At 63.6% G+C, this 17,417-nt stretch carries 15 protein-coding genes; 5 read left to right on the forward strand and 10 right to left on the reverse strand.

Annotated elements, in window-relative coordinates; genetic code table 11:
- The first annotated feature begins 242 nt into the window (after nt 1-242).
- A complete protein-coding gene (locus MC381_RS04440; protein WP_251976528.1) occupies nt 243-662 on the forward strand; it encodes a secondary thiamine-phosphate synthase enzyme YjbQ in 420 nt (139 codons plus the stop codon).
- Between the two features lie 98 nt (nt 663-760).
- On the opposite strand, the gene MC381_RS04445 is transcribed toward MC381_RS04440, so the two are convergent.
- From MC381_RS04445 to MC381_RS04470, 6 genes are all read right to left on the reverse strand, one after another.
- On the reverse strand, nt 761-2,515 hold the full coding sequence (locus MC381_RS04445) for an IlvD/Edd family dehydratase (protein WP_251976529.1): 1,755 nt from the start codon (nt 2,513-2,515) through the stop codon (nt 761-763).
- Between the two features lie 108 nt (nt 2,516-2,623).
- Complete coding sequence (locus tag MC381_RS04450) at nt 2,624-4,024, reverse strand: GntP family permease (RefSeq protein WP_251976530.1); 1,401 nt, start codon at nt 4,022-4,024, stop codon at nt 2,624-2,626.
- A gap of 222 nt (nt 4,025-4,246) precedes the next feature.
- Nucleotides 4,247-5,254: an L-arabinose ABC transporter permease AraH gene (araH, locus tag MC381_RS04455; protein ID WP_251976531.1), complete on the reverse strand. Its 1,008-nt coding sequence runs from the start codon at nt 5,252-5,254 to the stop codon at nt 4,247-4,249.
- Between the two features lie 85 nt (nt 5,255-5,339).
- Nucleotides 5,340-6,833, reverse strand: a complete 1,494-nt coding sequence (gene araG / locus MC381_RS04460) for an L-arabinose ABC transporter ATP-binding protein AraG (protein WP_251976532.1) — start codon at nt 6,831-6,833, stop codon at nt 5,340-5,342.
- A 10-nt stretch (nt 6,834-6,843) separates the two neighbouring features.
- A complete protein-coding gene (locus MC381_RS04465) occupies nt 6,844-7,833 on the reverse strand; it encodes an arabinose ABC transporter substrate-binding protein (protein ID WP_251976533.1) in 990 nt (329 codons plus the stop codon).
- Between the two features lie 367 nt (nt 7,834-8,200).
- Nucleotides 8,201-9,424: an aldose epimerase family protein gene (locus tag MC381_RS04470; RefSeq protein WP_319022831.1), complete on the reverse strand. Its 1,224-nt coding sequence runs from the start codon at nt 9,422-9,424 to the stop codon at nt 8,201-8,203.
- Nucleotides 9,425-9,740: 316 nt separating this feature from the next.
- Here MC381_RS04470 and MC381_RS04475 point away from each other — a divergent pair, with 316 nt between their 5' ends.
- Entirely contained in the window at nt 9,741-10,739 is a 999-nt protein-coding gene (locus MC381_RS04475) for a LysR substrate-binding domain-containing protein (protein WP_251976534.1), read from the forward strand.
- A gap of 10 nt (nt 10,740-10,749) precedes the next feature.
- On the opposite strand, the gene hda is transcribed toward MC381_RS04475, so the two are convergent.
- Together hda and MC381_RS04485 are read right to left on the reverse strand one after the other, a co-directional pair.
- Complete coding sequence (gene hda / locus MC381_RS04480; protein WP_251976535.1) at nt 10,750-11,451, reverse strand: DnaA regulatory inactivator Hda; 702 nt, start codon at nt 11,449-11,451, stop codon at nt 10,750-10,752.
- Nucleotides 11,448-12,542 carry an AI-2E family transporter gene (locus MC381_RS04485; protein WP_251976536.1) on the reverse strand — a complete coding sequence of 365 codons (1,095 nt, stop codon included), beginning with the start codon at nt 12,540-12,542 and terminating at the stop codon, nt 11,448-11,450. Before MC381_RS04485 ends, hda begins: the two co-directional genes overlap by 4 nt.
- 102 nt (nt 12,543-12,644) lie before the next feature.
- Between MC381_RS04485 and purM the strand changes: the two genes are divergently transcribed.
- From purM to MC381_RS04500, 3 genes are all read left to right on the forward strand, one after another.
- Entirely contained in the window at nt 12,645-13,739 is a 1,095-nt protein-coding gene (gene purM / locus MC381_RS04490; protein WP_251976537.1) for a phosphoribosylformylglycinamidine cyclo-ligase, read from the forward strand.
- Entirely contained in the window at nt 13,736-14,482 is a 747-nt protein-coding gene (purN, locus tag MC381_RS04495) for a phosphoribosylglycinamide formyltransferase (protein WP_251976538.1), read from the forward strand. Before purM ends, purN begins: the two co-directional genes overlap by 4 nt.
- A gap of 148 nt (nt 14,483-14,630) precedes the next feature.
- Complete coding sequence (locus MC381_RS04500; protein WP_251976539.1) at nt 14,631-15,716, forward strand: aldo/keto reductase; 1,086 nt, start codon at nt 14,631-14,633, stop codon at nt 15,714-15,716.
- A 122-nt stretch (nt 15,717-15,838) separates the two neighbouring features.
- On the opposite strand, the gene dcd is transcribed toward MC381_RS04500, so the two are convergent.
- Nucleotides 15,839-16,405 (reverse strand): dCTP deaminase, encoded by a 567-nt coding sequence (dcd, locus tag MC381_RS04505; RefSeq protein ID WP_251976540.1) that lies wholly within the window; start codon nt 16,403-16,405, stop codon nt 15,839-15,841.
- Between the two features lie 134 nt (nt 16,406-16,539).
- Complete coding sequence (gene apbC / locus MC381_RS04510) at nt 16,540-17,379, reverse strand: iron-sulfur cluster carrier protein ApbC (RefSeq protein WP_264297425.1); 840 nt, start codon at nt 17,377-17,379, stop codon at nt 16,540-16,542.
- Between the last annotated feature and the right edge of the window lie 38 nt (nt 17,380-17,417).

Here is a 17,417-nt window from a genome sequence, read left to right on the forward strand (position 1 = left end):
AACGACGCCCATCCAGCCTATGCGTATTTACGCGTAGGGTGGCTGCGACTTTGGTCGCGCCGCCGGCGGCGGCCTCCAGGTATCGTCATCGGATCGGGCACGGGACATGACCGCTGGCAGCGACTACGCTATGGCCCTGACGCACTCGTCCAGCAGACGCCAGACAGTCACCTCGGCGTCGCTCGTGCCGAGCGTTAGCCCATCGATCCATCGCGCACTGACCGCCAAGGAGCAATCATCGCATGTGGCGCCGACACCAGTTTTCGCTGAAGCCCCGCTCACGCGGCTTTCATCTCGTGACCCGGGAAGTGCTCGACGCGCTACCGGATCTGGTCGAAATCGACACCGGCCTGCTGCACCTGCAGCTGATGCACACCTCGGCGTCGCTGACCCTCAACGAGAACGCCGATTCGGATGTCCGTCACGACATGGCCCTGTTTGCCGACAAGCTGGCACCGGCCAACCTCGCCGGCATGCGCCACACGCTGGAGGGGCCGGACGACATGCCCGCCCACGTGCTGGCTAGCCTGTTCGGCACCGAACTCACCATAGCCGTCGAGCGCGGCGAGCTGCTGACCGGCACCTGGCAAGGCATCTGGCTAGGCGAGCACCGCGAACGGGGCGGCACCCGGCGGGTCACCGCCACGCTACTGGGCGAATAGCGACACGGCTCGACAGCCCTGCGTGATGGGCTAGCTCGTGCCGATAGTGCAATCCACCACAGCGCAATCCATCACAGTGCAATCCACCACGGCCGCCGTCAGTGAGAATGACGCGGCACCTCGGACCCGCGGCAACCACGCAGGAAATCGAAGTCGCACCCTTCGTCGGCCTGCAGCACGTGCTCGATGTAGAGCTGGCGATAACCGCCGCTGCTGGCGATCTGGTTCGACGCCGCCGTCGGGTCGGCCGCCGCCAGTCGACGTGCGATCTCATCGGCATCAACCTCGAGCTCCAGCGAGCCGGTGTCGCAGTCGAGCGCGATCATGTCGCCATTTCGTACGGCCGCCAGCGGGCCGCCGGCTGCCGCTTCCGGCGCCACGTGCAGCACCACGGTGCCATAGGCGGTGCCGCTCATGCGCGCGTCCGAGATACGCACCATATCGGTAATGCCCTGCTCGAGGATCTTCGGCGGCAGCCCCATGTTGCCGACCTCGGCCATACCGTGATAGCCGCGCGGCCCACAATGCTTCATCACCAGGATATCGTCGGGCTCGACGTCGAGGTCCGGATCGTTGATGCGCGCCTTGTAGTCGTCGAAGTTCTCGAACACCACAGCCCGGCCGCGATGGGTCATCAGCTCGGCCTTGGCTGCCGAGGGTTTGAGCACGGCGCCGTTAGGGGCGAGATTGCCGCGCAGGATGCACATGCCACCGTCTTCCCGCAGCGGATGGTCGAGCGGACGAATGACGTCGTCGTTGTAGAGTGGTGCATCCTGCACATTCTCCCAGAGCGTCCTGCCGTTGACGGTGAGCGCATGCTTGTGGGGTATCCGATCCGCCTCGCCGAGCCGCCGGAGCACAGCCGGCAACCCGCCGGCATAGTAGAACTCCTCCATCAGATAGCGGCCGGACGGCTGCAGATCGACGAGCGTTGGCGTACCGCGGCCGACGCGACTCCAGTCGTCCAGCGTCAGGTCGACGCCGATGCGCCCGGCGATCGCCTTCAGATGGATCACCGCATTGGTCGAACCGCCGATCGCCGCGTTGGTACGAATCGCGTTCTCGAACGCCTCGCGGGTCAGGATCTTCGACAGCCGTAGGTCCTCGTTCACCATCTCGACGATGCGATTGCCGGAGAGGTGCGCCAGCACATAGCGGCGCGAGTCGACCGCCGGAATCGCCGCATTGTGCGGCAGCGACACACCCAGCGACTCGGCCATGCACGCCATCGTGGAAGCCGTGCCCATGGTGTTACAGGTACCGGCGGAACGTGACATGCCGGCTTCCGCGGCCATGAAGTCATGCATCGAGATCTGCCCCGCCTTGACCTGCTCGGAGAGCTGCCACACCACGGTGCCGGAGCCGATGTCCTGGCCCTTGTGCTTGCCGTTGAGCATGGGCCCGCCGGTGACCACGATCGCCGGCACGTCGCAGCTCGCCGCCCCCATCAGCAGCGACGGCGTGGTCTTGTCGCAGCCGACCAGCAACACCACGGCATCGATCGGGTTACCGCGAATGGCTTCTTCCACGTCCATGCTGGCGAGATTGCGCGTGAACATCGCGGTCGGCCGCAGGTTCGACTCGCCGTTGGAGAATACCGGGAACTCCACCGGGTAGCCGCCGGCCTCGAGCACCCCCTTCTTGACGTGCTCGGCAAGCTTGCGGAAATGCGCGTTGCAGGGCGTCAGCTCCGACCAGGTATTGCAGATGCCGATGATCGGCTTGCCCTGAAATTCATGGTCGGGAATCCCCTGGTTCTTCATCCAGCTGCGATACATGAAGCCGTTCTTGTCGGCGGTGCCGAACCATTCCGCCGAACGCAGCTTGCGCGGGGTATCCTGTGAGTCACTCATTCTCTTCCTCCTCGCGCTGCCGATTGACGGCAGCGAATAGTCACGACCCAAAAACAGCCACGATCAGACACAGTCACGCTCCCTCTACAGGCTCGTCACGCGCGCGCCTCACAGCAGCGAGAACGCCAGCCATGCCAGGCCGAACGCCATCAGCGAGATCCCGATGGACACCAGCGTCCAGGTCTTGAGCATGGTCTGGGTATCCACGCCTAGAAACCGTCCCACCAGCCAGAAGCCGGAATCATTGACGTGGGAGTAGCCGATGGCACCGGCGACAATCGCCACGGTCACGCAGGCCGCCGGCAACCCGGCCAGGCTCGCATCGCCCAGCACCACCGGCGCCATGATGCCAGCGGCCGTGGTTCCGGCGACGGTGGCCGACCCTTGCGCAATGCGAATCACGGCAGCGATCACGTAGCCGGCGACAATCACCGGCAGACCCAGTGCCTGCAGGCTCTCCGCCAACGCGTCGCCGATGCCGCTGGCGGTCAGCACACCACCGAACATGCCGCCCGCGCCGGTGATCAGAATGATCGAACAGACCGGCGAGAGCGCCTGCTCGACGATCTCGTTGATCGACTCCATCGCACCGCGCTCACGGTGCCGTAGCACCAGCAGCCACATCGCGATACAGGTGCTGATCAAGAGCGCGATCGGGGTTTCGCCGATCAGCATCAGCGCCGCCACCAGCGGGTTGTCGCCATCCAGCGCCCCGCTCTGCACTAGCGTGGACAATCCGGTATTGAGGAAAATCAGCGCCAGCGGCAGCAGCAGTACCAGCAGCACCGTGGTGAAGGCCGGACGCTTTGCCGTCGGCACCTCGGCGCTGTCGCTTCCCATGAAGTCGGGCACCGGCTGAAACGGCGTGCGCTTGGCCAGCGCCAGCGAGAGGCGGTAGCCCATGACATACCAGGTCGGCAACGCCACCAGCAGCGCCACGAACAGCACCTGCCCGATATCCGCCTCGAGGAATACCGCCGCGGCAACGGGCCCGGGGTGCGGCGGCATCAGCGCATGCATGACCAGAAAGGCACCTGCCGCCGGTAACCCGTAGAGCAGCAGCGACGCCTTCAGTTCGCGGGCCACCGAGTAGATGACCGGCAACATCACGACGAAGGCGGCGTCGAGAAAGATCGGAAAGCCGAACAGCAGACAGGCAATCGACAGCCCCAACGGCGCCCGTTCGCGACCAAACAGACGAATCAACGTATCGGCCAGCACCCGGGCGCCGCCGGACACCGCCACCAGACGGCCCAGCACGGCGCCGAAGCCGATCAACAGCGCCACGTTGCCGAGCGTCGTGCCGAATCCGTCGAGCAGCGTCGGTAGCAGGTCGGCGACCGAGATGCCGGTCGCCAGCGCCGTCGCGATACTGACGATGACCAGCGCGAAGAATGGGTGCAGACGTACCCGGATAATCAGTATCAACAGTACAGCGATCGCCGCGGCGGCAATCGCCATCAGCCCCAGCGTGGAAAGTTCCGCCGCCGCTTTTGCAGTCTCTTGCATCACGTCCTCCTAACGACCGCCACGGCTTCGGCTTGGCGTGCGCGCCGTGGAGGTGGAGAGACGTTAGCGCTGCAATCAATAACCGGGAAATGCCATCATTTGCCATTATCGATATCGATATTGTTATCAGGAGACGAGCATCCAGCGGCAACCCGCGACCTTGTCATACATTTACCCGCGCGCAGCGCGACCAAAGTTGCAGCGTGACTGCGACACCAGCGCCTAGCCCCCACCGGCCCGGCGACTCTGCTTCCAGCGGTCGAACATCACGGCCAGCAGCAGAATCGCTCCGCGCACCAGATACTGATAGAACGTCGGTACGTTGAGCAGCCCCATGGCATTCTGCACGCACCCCATGATCAGAACGCCGACCAGCACCCCGGTAATCGAGGCAACCCCCCCGGAGAGCGAAACCCCGCCGAGTACGCAGGCCGAGATGACGGCAAGCTCGAGCCCCAGGGAGGTGTTGGGATCGCCCAGCCCCATGCGTGACGTCAGCAGAACGCCGGCAATCCCCGCCACCAGCCCCTGCAGGGCGAAGACCGTGATCTTGAGACGACGGACATTGACCCCGGCCAGACTGGCCGCCTCGGCATTACCGCCGGTCGCCAGCGTATTACGACCGAAAGCCGTCAGGTTGAGCACCACGCCGAAGACCACGAAGCAGCCAATCATGGTCCAGACCGGTAGCGTGAGCCCAAGAAATGCCGCGCTACCGAGATCGAAAAACCCGGGCACCGTGATCATCACGGCGTCACCGCCGGAGGTGATATAGGCCAGGCCCCGGACGAACTCCATCGCTGCCAGCGTGGCGATCAGCGAATTGATTCCGAAACGCGCCACGACGAAGCCGTTGAAGGCGCCGACCGCCGCTCCTGCGCCTATCCCGACAGCCACGCCGATCAGCACGCTGCCGGTATTCGAGGTCACCACGGCAGCGACCACTCCGGTAAAGGCAACGATCGAGGCCACCGACAGATCCACTTCGCCGAGCGCGAGCACCATCATCATGGTGGTGGCAATGGTGCCGATCAGCGTGACCGAGAGCAGCAGCCCCACGATATTGCGACCGGTCAGAAAATCGGGCACCAATACCGATAGCCCGATGAACAGCAGAATGAAGATCGCGATCAGGCCCGAAGTATCCAGCAGGGTGCGCAGCGGCTTGGGCAAGCCGCGCCGCGCTTGCTGGGTCATCGCGGGACGCGCGGCCATCTTGTCACTACTCATGACGAAGTCTCCTGTGTCATGACGAAACCTCCTGTGGCAGGCGGCGGTGGGGAATTCGTAATGTGGGAAAGTCTCGGGGCGGCGATCAGGCCGGTAGCGCCAGGCCCAGCAGGCGTTCGGGCGTCGCCGACTCACGCGGCACGATGTCGATCAATTCACCGTCGCGCATGACGCCGATGCGATCGCAGATCGAGCTGACCTCGGCGAGATCGCTGGAGATCACCAGCACGCCCTTGCCCTGTTCGGCCAGATCGTAGAGCAACGAATAGATGTCCCGCCGTGCGCCGACATCGATCCCGCGGGTCGGTTCGTCCATCACGAACAGGTCAATTTCCTCGGCCAGCCAGCGGGCGAGAATCACCTTCTGCTGGTTGCCACCGGAGAGATTGGCGATCGGCGTTCGCGGCCCAGGCGTCTTGATGCGCAACTGGCGAATGTAGGCCTGCGTATTGCGGGTCTCGCGTTGCGCATGGCGAAACACGCCCCAGCGTTTGAAGAAGCGCCGGCAACTGATGTTGAGGTTGTCCGAGACGCTGGCAACCGGAAAGATGCCCTGGGATTTGCGGTCCTCCGGGCACATGGCGATACCCGCCCGAATCGCGTCGCCCGGGGTGCCGAAGCGGCGGGCATCACCGCCGAACTCGACGCGCCCGCCCGTGGCTTGCGCCGCGCCGCAGACCAAGCGCATCAACTCGCTGCGCCCGGCGCCGACCAGACCGAAAAGCCCCAGCACTTCGCCGCGGCGTATCTCGAGGCTGACCGGTGCCCGCACACCGCGTCCTTCCAGGCGGTCGATGCGCATCAGCACGTCTCCCGCGTCACGCGTGCGATAGCCGTAGACATCCTCGATCTCGCGTCCGACCATCTCGCTCACCAACGTGTCGTGATCCAGCCCGTCGAGCGAGTCATGGGTGCGAATATGGCGACCGTCCCGAAACACCGTGACCGCATCGCACATCTCGAACACCTCCTCCATGCGATGCGTGACATAGAGCACGACTCGCCCCTCGTCGCGCAGGCGCGCCACGATACGCTTGAGATGGCGAATCTCCTGGACCGAGAGTGAACTGGTCGGCTCATCGAAGGCGATGATGCGAGCGTCTCTCAGCAGCGCGCGGCCGATCTCGATCATCTGCTGCTGGCCGATCGACAGCTCGCGCACCTTGGTGGCAGGAGAAATGCCCTCCTCGCCCAACTCCTCGAGAATGGTCATCGCCCGCTCGCGGAGACGCCGACGGTCGAGGAAGCCACGCCGGACTGGCAGCTGGCCGAGCAGCAGGTTCTCCGCCACCGACAAGTTCGGCGACAGCGTCAGTTCCTGATAGATGATCGCGATGCCGTGCCGAAGCGCCTCGCGCGCATTGATGAAGACGATCGGCTCGTCGTCGATCCACAGGCGACCGTCGCTCACGCGGTTGACGCCGCTCAACACCTTCAGCAGTGTCGACTTGCCCGCACCGTTCTCGCCCATCAAGGCGTGCACTTCGCCCCCTCGAGCGGTGAAACTCACACCGTCGAGCGCTTTGACGCCAGGAAACTCGACGGTAATGCCATCGACACGCAACGTGGTCTGGGACATGGAACGCCTCCTACAGCCCCAGGTCCGCACGGACCTGCTGCCAGTTGTCCCGCGTCATCAATGTCCCGGTGGTCTCGGTATTCGCCGGCGGCTTCTCGTCAGTGGTGATCCAGGTATAGAGATTGTCAGCCGTCTGACGACCGTGCATGGTCGAACTGACCGCCACGGTGCCGTAAAAGCCGGTCGGGCTCTGACGCTGGAATTCGGCAAAGGCCGCCCCGGAGCCGTTGATCCCGATTCCGATTACCTGATCGGCGGAAAGCCCGTACTGTTCGCTGGCTCGCACCCCACCGAGGACGCTCTCCTCGTTGAGCGCATAGATCACCCAGTGCTCGAACCGACCGTTCTTGGAGAGCACCGGTGACGCAGCGGCAAACGCACTGCTGGTATCGGTATTCTGCTGCGGCGCATCGAAGATATTGTCTTGGACGAAGCCCGCGTCGAGCAGTGCATCGGTCGCCCCGTCGGTACGCGCCTTGGCGGTCGGCAGCTCGTTGTTGCTGATACGCAGTGCCGCTGTCTCGTCGAGGTCCCAGCCGCGCGCTTCCATCTCGGCGGCAATCGCCTCGCCTACTTGGCGACCGATCTTGTAGCCGGACATGCCCAGATGCGGTACCGAGGCGATCGGCTCACCGTCCGGACCGAGGAACTGGTCATCCACCGTGACGACCTTCATGCCGTACTGCTCCGCACGATTGACGATCGCCGGGCCGAGTCGCACATCGGGCGGACAGATGACGAACCCGTCCGCGCCCTGAGAGTTGAGGTTGTCGATCGCGCTGAGTACCTGCTGACCATCCTCGCCCGCCAGGCTAACGACCTCGAAGCCTTTTTCTTCTCCCAGCGCCGTGGCGGCATCCTGTTCGTTGATGAACCAGGCCTGTTCCGGCTTCTTGACGATGAAGCCGATCTTGACCTCGTCCTGGGCGGCAGCGCCGGTAGCACAGAGACCAAGACTGAGCCCCAGCGCAAGCAGTGTTGCAGGAATCGACGATTGCATGGCAATTCTCCGGCCCTTCTCGGGCTGACGTGGCATTAGGCATTGACGCGGCATTAGGAATTGACGTGGCCAATACCATGCCGACGATAAGCGGCACCGTGATAACCGAGTAATAACAGAACAACAACAGGGTGATATCCACGTGAATATCAAGATAAAAGGAGGCCGGAAAAACAGCCGTTTGAAAATTAATCAGGCATATTTTCTCGAGACTAAAGTCGTTTTCGACTTTCGTAAGAGGGATTAACGAATTCAAAATAAAAAGAGGAATTCCGCAAAAATAAAGACTGACAATGACAAACGGGGTGTCCATGACACCCCGTTTTGGCGATAGAAAATCATGACAGGCACAAAGATAAAGGGAGCGTCATGGTCGCATCGTCGCATCAGTGGAGAATCGAAAAACCGTGCGCGAGTGATACGTATCGCCGGGCTGCAGAAGCGTGGACGGGAAATTGGGCTGGTTCGGCGAGTCCGGGAAATGCTGGGTTTCCAGCGCCAAGCCCGAACGATGGGTGTAGGGGCGCCCACTCTTGCCTGTCAGCGTGCCGTCGAGGAAGTTTCCGGCGTAGAACTGCAGGCCCGGCTCCGTCGTCGCGACCTCCAGCACGCGACCGCTGTCGGGCTCACTGACGCGGGCGGCTGGCGTCAGCGCACCGGCGTCGGCCGGATCGCCGTGTATCAGCACGAAATTGTGGTCGTATCCCTTGGCGTAGGCCAACTGGGTATTCTGCTGGCCGAGCCGTGCGCCGATCGCGGTCGACTCACGAAAATCGAATGGCGTGCCTTCCACGGGCGCAATCTCGCCCGTGGGAATCAATGAAGCATCGACCGGCGTGTAGGCACTGGCATTGATCGTCAGCCGATGGTCGAGGATCGGGCCGCTACCCTCGCCCTGAAGATTGAAGTAGCTGTGCTGGGTCAGGTTGACCGGCGTGGCGCGACTGGTTCGTGCCTGGTAGTCGACCACGAGCTCGTTGCTGTCGGTCAACGTGTAACTGACACGCGTCGCCAGACGACCGGGGAACCCCTGCTCCCCATCGGCACTGGTGTAGGTCAGCACCAGACCGCGCCCCCGCGAGGAGGAAAACGGCTCGGCATGCCATAGCCGCCGGTCGAAGCCGCGCTCGCCGCCGTGCAGGGTATTGCTCCCCTCGTTGGTCACCAGCTGAACCGCCTCGCCGTCGAGCGTGAAGCGGCCGCCGTCGATTCGATTGTCGTAGCGGCCGATCAGGGCACCAAAGTAGGGGTTGGCCTGACGGTAGGCATCGGAGAGATAATCGTCGAGCGAGTCGAAACCGAGCACGATGTCGTCGAGGCGGCCATCACGGTCCGGTGTCTTTAGCGACACGATGATGCCGCCATAGTTGATGACCCGCATCTCCAGGCCGTTCGCATTGACGATGCGATAGCAGTCGACCTGCTGGCCATCGGGCAGCACACCGAAGTCGGCGCGCTCGATCCCGGAAGGCATGACCGGTGCCATGTCACTCTCGTCGGGAGAAGCCGCCGCCGTGGCCGCCTGGCTCAAGACCATGCCGAAGCAGCAGATACCCAGACGCCAGGGCATCAAGAAATCGTTCGTTTTCATCGAGGACTCCAGAGTTGGTAACAGAGTAACCGAGGTATCTCGCTTGCCGGTTATATCGCGCAACGTCGTGCCAAAGATTCCAGATATTCCGTTGCCTTGTCAGCGCCTGAAACCGACAGGTTTCGATAGAAAATCCTCATCCATAAGCGCGAAAGGTTAATGGACAGATTGGCGTTTCATCTGCGATTCATGCCGACATTAGCCGAGACATCATCGGTGTTTACCTCACGCAATCTAGTCTGCTGACGCGGGGGTCGCTAGCGCATTAGCTGATCTTTTCCTCAGCCTTACGTCGACAAAGGATACGAAAAAGACCATGAAACCCCAGCGCCCTACGCTGCTGCCGCCGGACTGGTTTCTGCGCGTGCGGCTCAAGTTCCGACATCTACAGCTGTTCGTGGCACTGGATGACCAGCGCAACCTGCACCGCGCCGCCGAGCGGCTCGGCATGAGCCAGCCGGCGGCGTCAAAATTACTCGGCGATCTGGAAACGCTGCTCGGCGTGACGCTGTTCGAACGCCACTCGCGCGGCGTCACGCCCAACTGGTATGGCGAGAGCCTCATTCGACATGCCCGCACCATGCTCACCTCGCTCGGCCAGGTCGGCGAGGAGCTCAATGCGCTGAACGAAGGCAATGCCGGCACGGTGTCGATCGGCACGGTCCTGGCGCCGGCCGTCACGCTGCTGGCCAGCGCCGTCGAACGGGTGCACCGGGATACGCCGCATCTGCAGGTGAATATCGACGTCGATGTCAGTCGCCACCTGGTGCCTAGACTGCGCGACGGCGAGTTCGATTTCGCCATCGCGCGGATTCCGGGAGACATGCCGGCGGGAGATTTCGTCTTCGAGGAGATCGGCGAGGAAGCGCTCTGCTTCGTCTGTCGAGCCGGCCACCCGCTGACCGCGGGGCCCGCTCCTGAACTGAGTGCGATGCTTGACTATCCGTGGGTCCTGCAACCCGCGGGGTCACTGATGCGCCAGCGCGTCGAGCACCTGTTCCTGCATCACGGCGTGGCCCCGCCCCAACGCATTCTCAACACGCCGGATATCTATATGGCGCTGGCCATGGTGGACAAGTCGGATTCCGTGACCGTGACCACGCGAGAGGTCGCCGAACTACTGTGCGATCAGCCGCGCTTCGCGATCCTGCCTTCGCCGGATGCACTCAGCGTTCAGCCATTCGGGTTGATCAGTCTACGCGAGCGGCGCATGTCGCCCGGCGCCGCGCGCCTGATGAGTACGCTTCACCAGATGATCCGCGAGCGCCGAGCGACACACACGCCGAGCGGCCACTACAGCGATATCACGCTCTGAACCCGCGGGATCACCATTCGAGCGCCTGCTTGACGAAGGGGATGGTCAGCTTGCGCTTGGCCGACAGCGAGGCTCGATCGAGCCGGGCAAGGATCTCGGAGAGCCGGTCGAGCTGACGCGGCCCGCGATGCAGAATGTAACGCGCCACCTCGTCCGGCAGCTGCATGCCGCGCACACGGGCACGGAGCTGCAACGCGGCCAGACGCTGGGCATCGTCGAGCGGTTGGACATGAAACACCATGCCCCAGGTCAGGCGCGATGCCAGGTCCGGCAGGTTGACCTCCAACTGTCGCGGCGAACGGTCGGCGGCGATCACCAGGCGCTTGCCGGCGTCGCGCAGCCGGTTGAAGCCATGGAACAGCGCCTCTTCCCAGCGTTTGCGCCCGACCACGAGTTGCAGATCGTCGATCGCGAGCAGGTCAAGCCGCTCCGGTTCCTCGAGGATATCCGGCGGAAAATGGCCAAGCGTATCCAGCGGCAGATAGAGCGCCCGCTTGCCCGCCGCGTCCGCGGCATGACAGGCCGCCTGCAGCAGATGGCTACAGCCCACGCCCTCGCCGCCCCAGAGATAGAGAAACGACTCCCCTTGCGGCCCGAGCTGCGTCTGCAGATGGCTGACTAGCGAGGCATTGTCACCGGCGAAGTAGTTGGCAAAGGTGGCGTCGTCGCGTAGACCCACACCAAGCGGCAGTTGAGCGGGCCCGGGGCTCATGGGGTCTCCTGCTCCGACAGCGATGGTCGATCTCCCGCCTGGCGAGAGCGATCGTAGAGCTGGCTCTGGCGATAGCGGCGATAGACGTAGCGCAGCAGCACCATCACCACCGCCGCGGCCGGCAGTGCCAGCAGAATGCCGGTGAAACCAAACAGCTGCCCGCCGGCCAGCACGGCGAAGATGACCGCTACCGGGTGCAGACCGATCTTGTCACCCAGCAGCAGAGGCTGCAGCAGCGTGCTCTCCGCGATCTGTCCAATCCCGAAGACCACCAGCACGCCGATCAACGGCAGCCAGCCTTCGAACTGGAAGAAGGCGACCACCCCCGCCGCGAGAATTCCGACGATCACGCCGAGATAGGGAACGATGCTCGCCAGCCCCGCCATGAGGCCGATCAACAGGCCGAACTTCAGGCCGATCACGCTGAGCCCGATGGCATAGATCACGCCGAGGCTCAGCATCACCAGCAGTTGGCCGCGCAGGAACGCCGACAGGACTTCGTCGCACTCGGTAGCGAGCGCCGTGACGCGGGGCTCGACCTGACGCGGCAGCATGTCACGGACATAACCCTTGATGCGGTCCCAGTCGAGCAGCAGGTAGAAGGTCACCACCGGAATCAGCGCGATATTGCCGACCCAGACCGCGAAGGCCAGCCCCGAACGCGACGCCTGCGCCAGCAGTGACGCCGCGAAAGTGCCGGTCTCGCGCCAGTTGCCCATCAACGCATCGCGCAGTTGGTCGAAGTCGGTAGTGAAGTCGACGCCGGTCAGCGTGCGGATCTCCGGCAGGATCGTCACCTGAACCCAGTTGAAGATCCCCGGCAGCGCCTCGAACAGCTGGGCCAGCTGGCGACCGAGCATCGGCACCAGAACCAGCATGCCGCCGACGATCACCACCCCGAGCAGCAGAAACACCACGCTGACCGCGAGCCGCCGGGAGAGCCCGCGCGCTTCCAGCCGGTCGGTCACCGGGTCGCCGAGATAGGCCAGAATCATGCTGACGAAGAACGGCATGAGTATCGGTTCGAGCAGAATCAGCAGCCAGAGCGTCAGCGCCACCCCGATCAGGCTCCAGATTTGTACTTTCGTCATCGCACGCGTCGTCCTTCGACTGCCCCCTCAATAAAGGCAATGCTACAATGCGCCCCGCTGAACATCATCCCTATTCATTGGCTCCGCGAGAAAGGTCCCTCCATGACGCGCTCCTCTTCCGATTCCCCGAACGCGCCCCGTTCGCTCAGCGACCAGCCGCTCACGTATCGTGACGCTGGCGTCGATATCGATGCTGGCAACGCGCTGGTCGAACGGATCAAGGGCGTGGCGAAGCGCACCTCGCGCCCGGAAGTCATGGGCGGCCTGGGCGGTTTCGGCGCGCTGTGCGAGCTGCCCGCGGGCTATCGCGAGCCGGTGCTCGTGACGGGCACCGACGGTGTCGGCACGAAGCTGCGTCTGGCGATGGATCTCGGTCGTCACGACACCATCGGTATCGATCTGGTGGCGATGTGCGTCAATGACCTGGTCGTGGCCGGTGCCGAGCCGCTGCAGTTCCTCGACTACTACGCGACCGGCAAGCTCGACGTCGATATCGCGGCCGACGTCGTCACCGGCATTGGCGAGGGCTGCCATCAGGCCGGCTGTGCGCTGGTCGGCGGCGAAACCGCCGAGATGCCGGGCATGTACGAGGGCAGCGACTACGATCTCGCCGGCTTCTGTGTCGGTGTGGTCGAAAAGTCCGGCATCCTCGATGGCAGCAAAGTCGGTGCCGGCGACGTTCTGCTTGGCCTGGCCTCCTCCGGCCCGCACTCGAACGGCTATTCGTTGATCCGCAAGATCCTCGAGGTCGGCGGTGGCAAGCTCGACGAGACGCTCGACGGCACGCCGCTGGGCGACTTGCTGATGGCGCCGACGCGTATCTACGTCAAGCCGCTGCTATCGCTGATCAAGGAGAGCGGCGTCGACGTTCATGCCATGTCGCACATCACGGGCGGCGGCCTGCTGGAGAACATCCCGCGCGTGCTACCCGACTCGCTGGCGGCACGTATCGATGTGACGAGCTGGCAGCGCCCGGCAATCTTCGACTGGCTGCAGCAGCAGGGCAACGTCGAAGATCACGAGATGTACCGGGTGCTCAACTGTGGCATCGGTATGGTGGTGGTCGTGGCCGCCGAACAGGCCGAACAGGCGACCGCTCACCTCGAAGCGGCCGGCGAGCGCGTCTTCCGTCTCGGTGAGATCGTCTCGCGCGAGTCGGACGCGGAATCGGTACAGCTGGAGAATCTGCCGGCATGAGCGGTGACAACTCTCAGCAGCAAGACACGCTAAACGACTTCGAAGCCGCCGCTGCGGAGAAGCCCCGCGTCGTGGTGCTGATCTCCGGTAACGGCAGCAACCTGCAGGCGCTGCTTGATGCGCAGGAGCACGGGGAGCTCGGTGGCGAGATTGTCGCCGTGGTCTCCAATAAAGCCGACGCCTACGGCCTCAAGCGAGCGAAGGATGCCGGCGTCGACGCCGTCGCCCTGCCCCATCGCGAGTACGATTCCCGCGACGCGTTCGATGCCGCCCTGATCAAGGTCATCGATCGTCACGATCCGGATCTGGTCGTACTGGCCGGCTTCATGCGCATTCTCACGCCGTCGTTCGTCGACCGCTATCGCGGGCGCATGCTCAACATTCACCCGTCGCTGCTGCCCGCCTACCAAGGTCTCGACACCCACCGTCGGGCACTGGCGGATGGTGTCAGCGAGCACGGTGTCAGCGTGCACTTCGTCACCGAAGAGCTGGACGGCGGCCCGGTGGTGATTCAAGCGGTGGTCAATGTCGAACCGGATCAGGAGATCGAGGCGCTGATCGACAAGGTGCACGCTCGCGAGCATCTAATCTATCCCATCGCCGTCCGTTGGTTCCTCGAGGGGCGCGTCAAACTGACGCAGGATGGCAAGGTCACGCTCGATGGCATGCCGCTGCCCGCCACCGGCCTGCGCATGTCTCACGCGGATGCCGCCGAGGAGCTGGACGAAGACCTCGACGACTGATCCTCGGCTTCACTCGATCCCACGGCTTACCCCCTCCCGCCGACAGCTTGCCTGAGCGCCGATCTCTGCCAGACTGAATGACGCCCGCCCGTTTGAACGGACGGGCGTAACACATTCGCCTAACGCAGCGACAAGGAGGTCAAACGCGATGGACTACCGTCCACTGGGCAACTCGGGCCTGATGGTCTCTTCACTGACGCTCGGCACGGTGCCGTTCGGCGGTGCCAACGGCTTCGAGAAAGCCGCCAGCGTCGACCGCAAGGATGCCGAAAAGCTGCTCGATATCGCCTTCGAAGCCGGCGTCAATTTGGTGGATACGGCTGACCTCTACTCCGTCGGCGTTGCCGAGGAGATCACCGGCAAGGCACTCGGCAGCAAGCGCCACGACATCATCCTTGCCACCAAGGGGCGCAGCCCGCTCGGCGATGATCCCAACGCGTCCGGCGCGTCGCGCTATCACCTGGTGCGCGCCGTGGAAGCCAGCCTCAAGCGCCTCGGCACCGACCACATCGATCTCTACCAGCTGCACAACTGGGACGGCGTGACGCCGATCGAGGAGACGCTGGAGGCAATGCACCAGCTGGTCGCCAGCGGCAAGGTTCGCTATTGGGGCACTTCCAACTACACCGGCTGGCAAATGATGAAGACGCTCGGCAAGGCCGAGGCGCAGGGCATGATCAAGCCGGTAAGCCAGCAGATCTACTACACGCCGGAATCTCGCGAGGCCGAGTACGAACTGATGCCGCTGGCCCTGGACCAGAACGTCGGTTCGCTGATCTGGGGGCCGATGGGGGAAGGCTTTCTCACCGGCAAGGTACGCCGGGGTCAGCCGACGCCGCCGGATACCCGCCAGGGCAACGGCTGGCCGGAGCCCTATATCCACGACATGGAGCGCGCCTACGACATCATCGAGGCCCTGGTCGCGATCGGCGAGGCGCACGACTGTTCGCCGGCACGCGTCTGCCTCGCCTGGCTCAAGGATCGCCCGGGCGTGACATCGCTGATCATGGGGGCTCGCACCGAAGATCATCTGCGGGACAACCTAGCCGCGGCGGACCTGGTGTTGAGCGATGAGGAGCATCGTAGTCTCGAGCAGCTGACCCGGCCGGCACCGCTCTACCCTTACTGGCACCGCGTCGTCAGCGGCATGGATCGACTCGATCCGGCCGAACAACCGTTCCTGGACGGTTACCGCGAGACGATCGCCAACCGCGACGACGACCGCTCGGCCTGACACGACGGCCGCCTGATCGGCAGGCCGAAAGCAAAACGGGGCGCCCTCATGCCGAGGGCGCCCCGTTTGCGTCGCGTGCGGTCCCTAGGGCTCTGCCAAACGACATCTGCGGATCGGCTAACTCAGGTCCGTGGCAGCGTGACGCCGCGCTGGCCCATGTACTTGCCGCCACGATCCTTGTAGGAGACATCGCACTCCTCGTCGGACTCGAGGAACAGCATCTGCGCGACACCCTCATTGGCGTAGATACGCGCCGGCAGATTGGTCGTGTTGGAAAACTCGAGCGTCACGTGCCCTTCCCACTCCGGCTCCAGCGGCGTGACGTTGACGATAATGCCGCAGCGCGCGTAAGTGGACTTACCCAGGCAGATCGTCAGCACACTGCGCGGAATACGAAAGTACTCGACGGTACGCGCCAATGCGAAGGAATTGGGCGGGATGACGCAGGCATCGCCCTTGACGTCAACGAAGCTCTTCTCGTCGAACGATTTGGGATCGACCACCGCGGAGTGGATATTGGTGAACACCTTGAACTCGTCGGCGCAGCGCACATCATAGCCGTAGCTCGAAGTGCCGTAGGAGATCACGCGCTGGTTGTTCACGTGGCGAACCTGATCGGCCTCGAACGGCTCGATCATGCCCTCCCGTTCCGCCATGCGGCGAATCCACTTGTCGGATTTGATACTCATGCGGGGTCCTTGAAACCGTGACGGACGCCCGAAAGGACGCCCTCTGATCGGATGGTGCGACATGATAGCGGCCCGCCACCGCGAAAGAAATGCCACCGCACAGGCCAAACCTGAAGCGGCCGACGCGTCGTGCGTCAGTCGCTAAAGGAGATCGATGGCCCCGCGGTATCCTGACCCGCAACGCCCTCGACGACAGCCCGTGCCACGCGGCGGAACGTCTGCGCCACCTCGCCCTCAGGCTCCGCGACGACACTCGGCCGGCCGCCGTCAGCCTGTTCGCGAATCGACAGCTGGAGTGGCAGTCGCCCCAGCAGCGAGGCACCGTACTGTTCGGCAATGCGTTCGCCACCGCCTTCACCGAAGATAGGCTCGCTGTGTCCGCAGTTCGAGCAAACGTGCAGACTCATGTTCTCGACCACGCCGAGCACCGGCACGTTGACCTTGCGAAACATTTCGATGCCCTTCTGCGCATCGAGTAGCGCAATATCCTGGGGCGTGGTCACGATCACCGCGCCATCCACCGGCACCTTCTGCGACAGCGTCAACTGGATATCGCCGGTACCGGGCGGCATGTCGATGAACAGATAGTCCAGATCGTCCCACAGCGTCTGATTGAGCAACTGCTGAAAGGCGCCGGAGACCATCGGCCCGCGCCATACCATCGGCTGGCTGATATCCACCATGAACGCCATCGACATCGACTGGATGCCGTGCGCCATGACAGGCTTCATGTTTTTCTCGTCGACGACCTCCGGTCGCGTATTTTCCGGCAGACCGAGCATGCGTGCCTGACTGGGCCCGTAGATATCCGCATCGAGCAGACCGACACGGTAGCCCTCGGCGGCCATCGCCAGCGCCAGATTGGCGGTGACGGTCGATTTGCCGACGCCGCCCTTGCCGGAAGCGACCGCCACGATATGTTTGATGCCTTCGATCACGAACCACTCCTTGTTCCGATTCCGCGAGTTGGAGATGCCCCGAGTATAACGAGCCGAAGGGAGAATACCCTAGC

Origin of the sequence: Salinicola avicenniae, from assembly GCF_023736115.1 — a bacterium.
Lineage (GTDB): Bacteria > Pseudomonadota > Gammaproteobacteria > Pseudomonadales > Halomonadaceae > Salinicola > Salinicola avicenniae.

Coding starts and splice junctions, on each gene's coding strand:
- MC381_RS04485 (WP_251976536.1), bottom strand. CDS start 12,542: ATGACGAAAGTACAAATCTGGAGCCTGATCGGGGTGGCGCTGACGCTC.
- MC381_RS04440 (WP_251976528.1), top strand. CDS start 243: ATGTGGCGCCGACACCAGTTTTCGCTGAAGCCCCGCTCACGCGGCTTT.
- hda (WP_251976535.1), bottom strand. CDS start 11,451: ATGAGCCCCGGGCCCGCTCAACTGCCGCTTGGTGTGGGTCTACGCGAC.
- purN (WP_251976538.1), top strand. CDS start 13,736: ATGAGCGGTGACAACTCTCAGCAGCAAGACACGCTAAACGACTTCGAA.
- MC381_RS04475 (WP_251976534.1), top strand. CDS start 9,741: ATGAAACCCCAGCGCCCTACGCTGCTGCCGCCGGACTGGTTTCTGCGC.
- araG (WP_251976532.1), bottom strand. CDS start 6,833: ATGTCCCAGACCACGTTGCGTGTCGATGGCATTACCGTCGAGTTTCCT.
- MC381_RS04500 (WP_251976539.1), top strand. CDS start 14,631: ATGGACTACCGTCCACTGGGCAACTCGGGCCTGATGGTCTCTTCACTG.
- purM (WP_251976537.1), top strand. CDS start 12,645: ATGACGCGCTCCTCTTCCGATTCCCCGAACGCGCCCCGTTCGCTCAGC.
- MC381_RS04470 (WP_319022831.1), bottom strand. CDS start 9,424: ATGAAAACGAACGATTTCTTGATGCCCTGGCGTCTGGGTATCTGCTGC.
- MC381_RS04445 (WP_251976529.1), bottom strand. CDS start 2,515: ATGAGTGACTCACAGGATACCCCGCGCAAGCTGCGTTCGGCGGAATGG.
- dcd (WP_251976540.1), bottom strand. CDS start 16,405: ATGAGTATCAAATCCGACAAGTGGATTCGCCGCATGGCGGAACGGGAG.
- araH (WP_251976531.1), bottom strand. CDS start 5,254: ATGAGTAGTGACAAGATGGCCGCGCGTCCCGCGATGACCCAGCAAGCG.
- MC381_RS04465 (WP_251976533.1), bottom strand. CDS start 7,833: ATGCAATCGTCGATTCCTGCAACACTGCTTGCGCTGGGGCTCAGTCTT.
- MC381_RS04450 (WP_251976530.1), bottom strand. CDS start 4,024: ATGCAAGAGACTGCAAAAGCGGCGGCGGAACTTTCCACGCTGGGGCTG.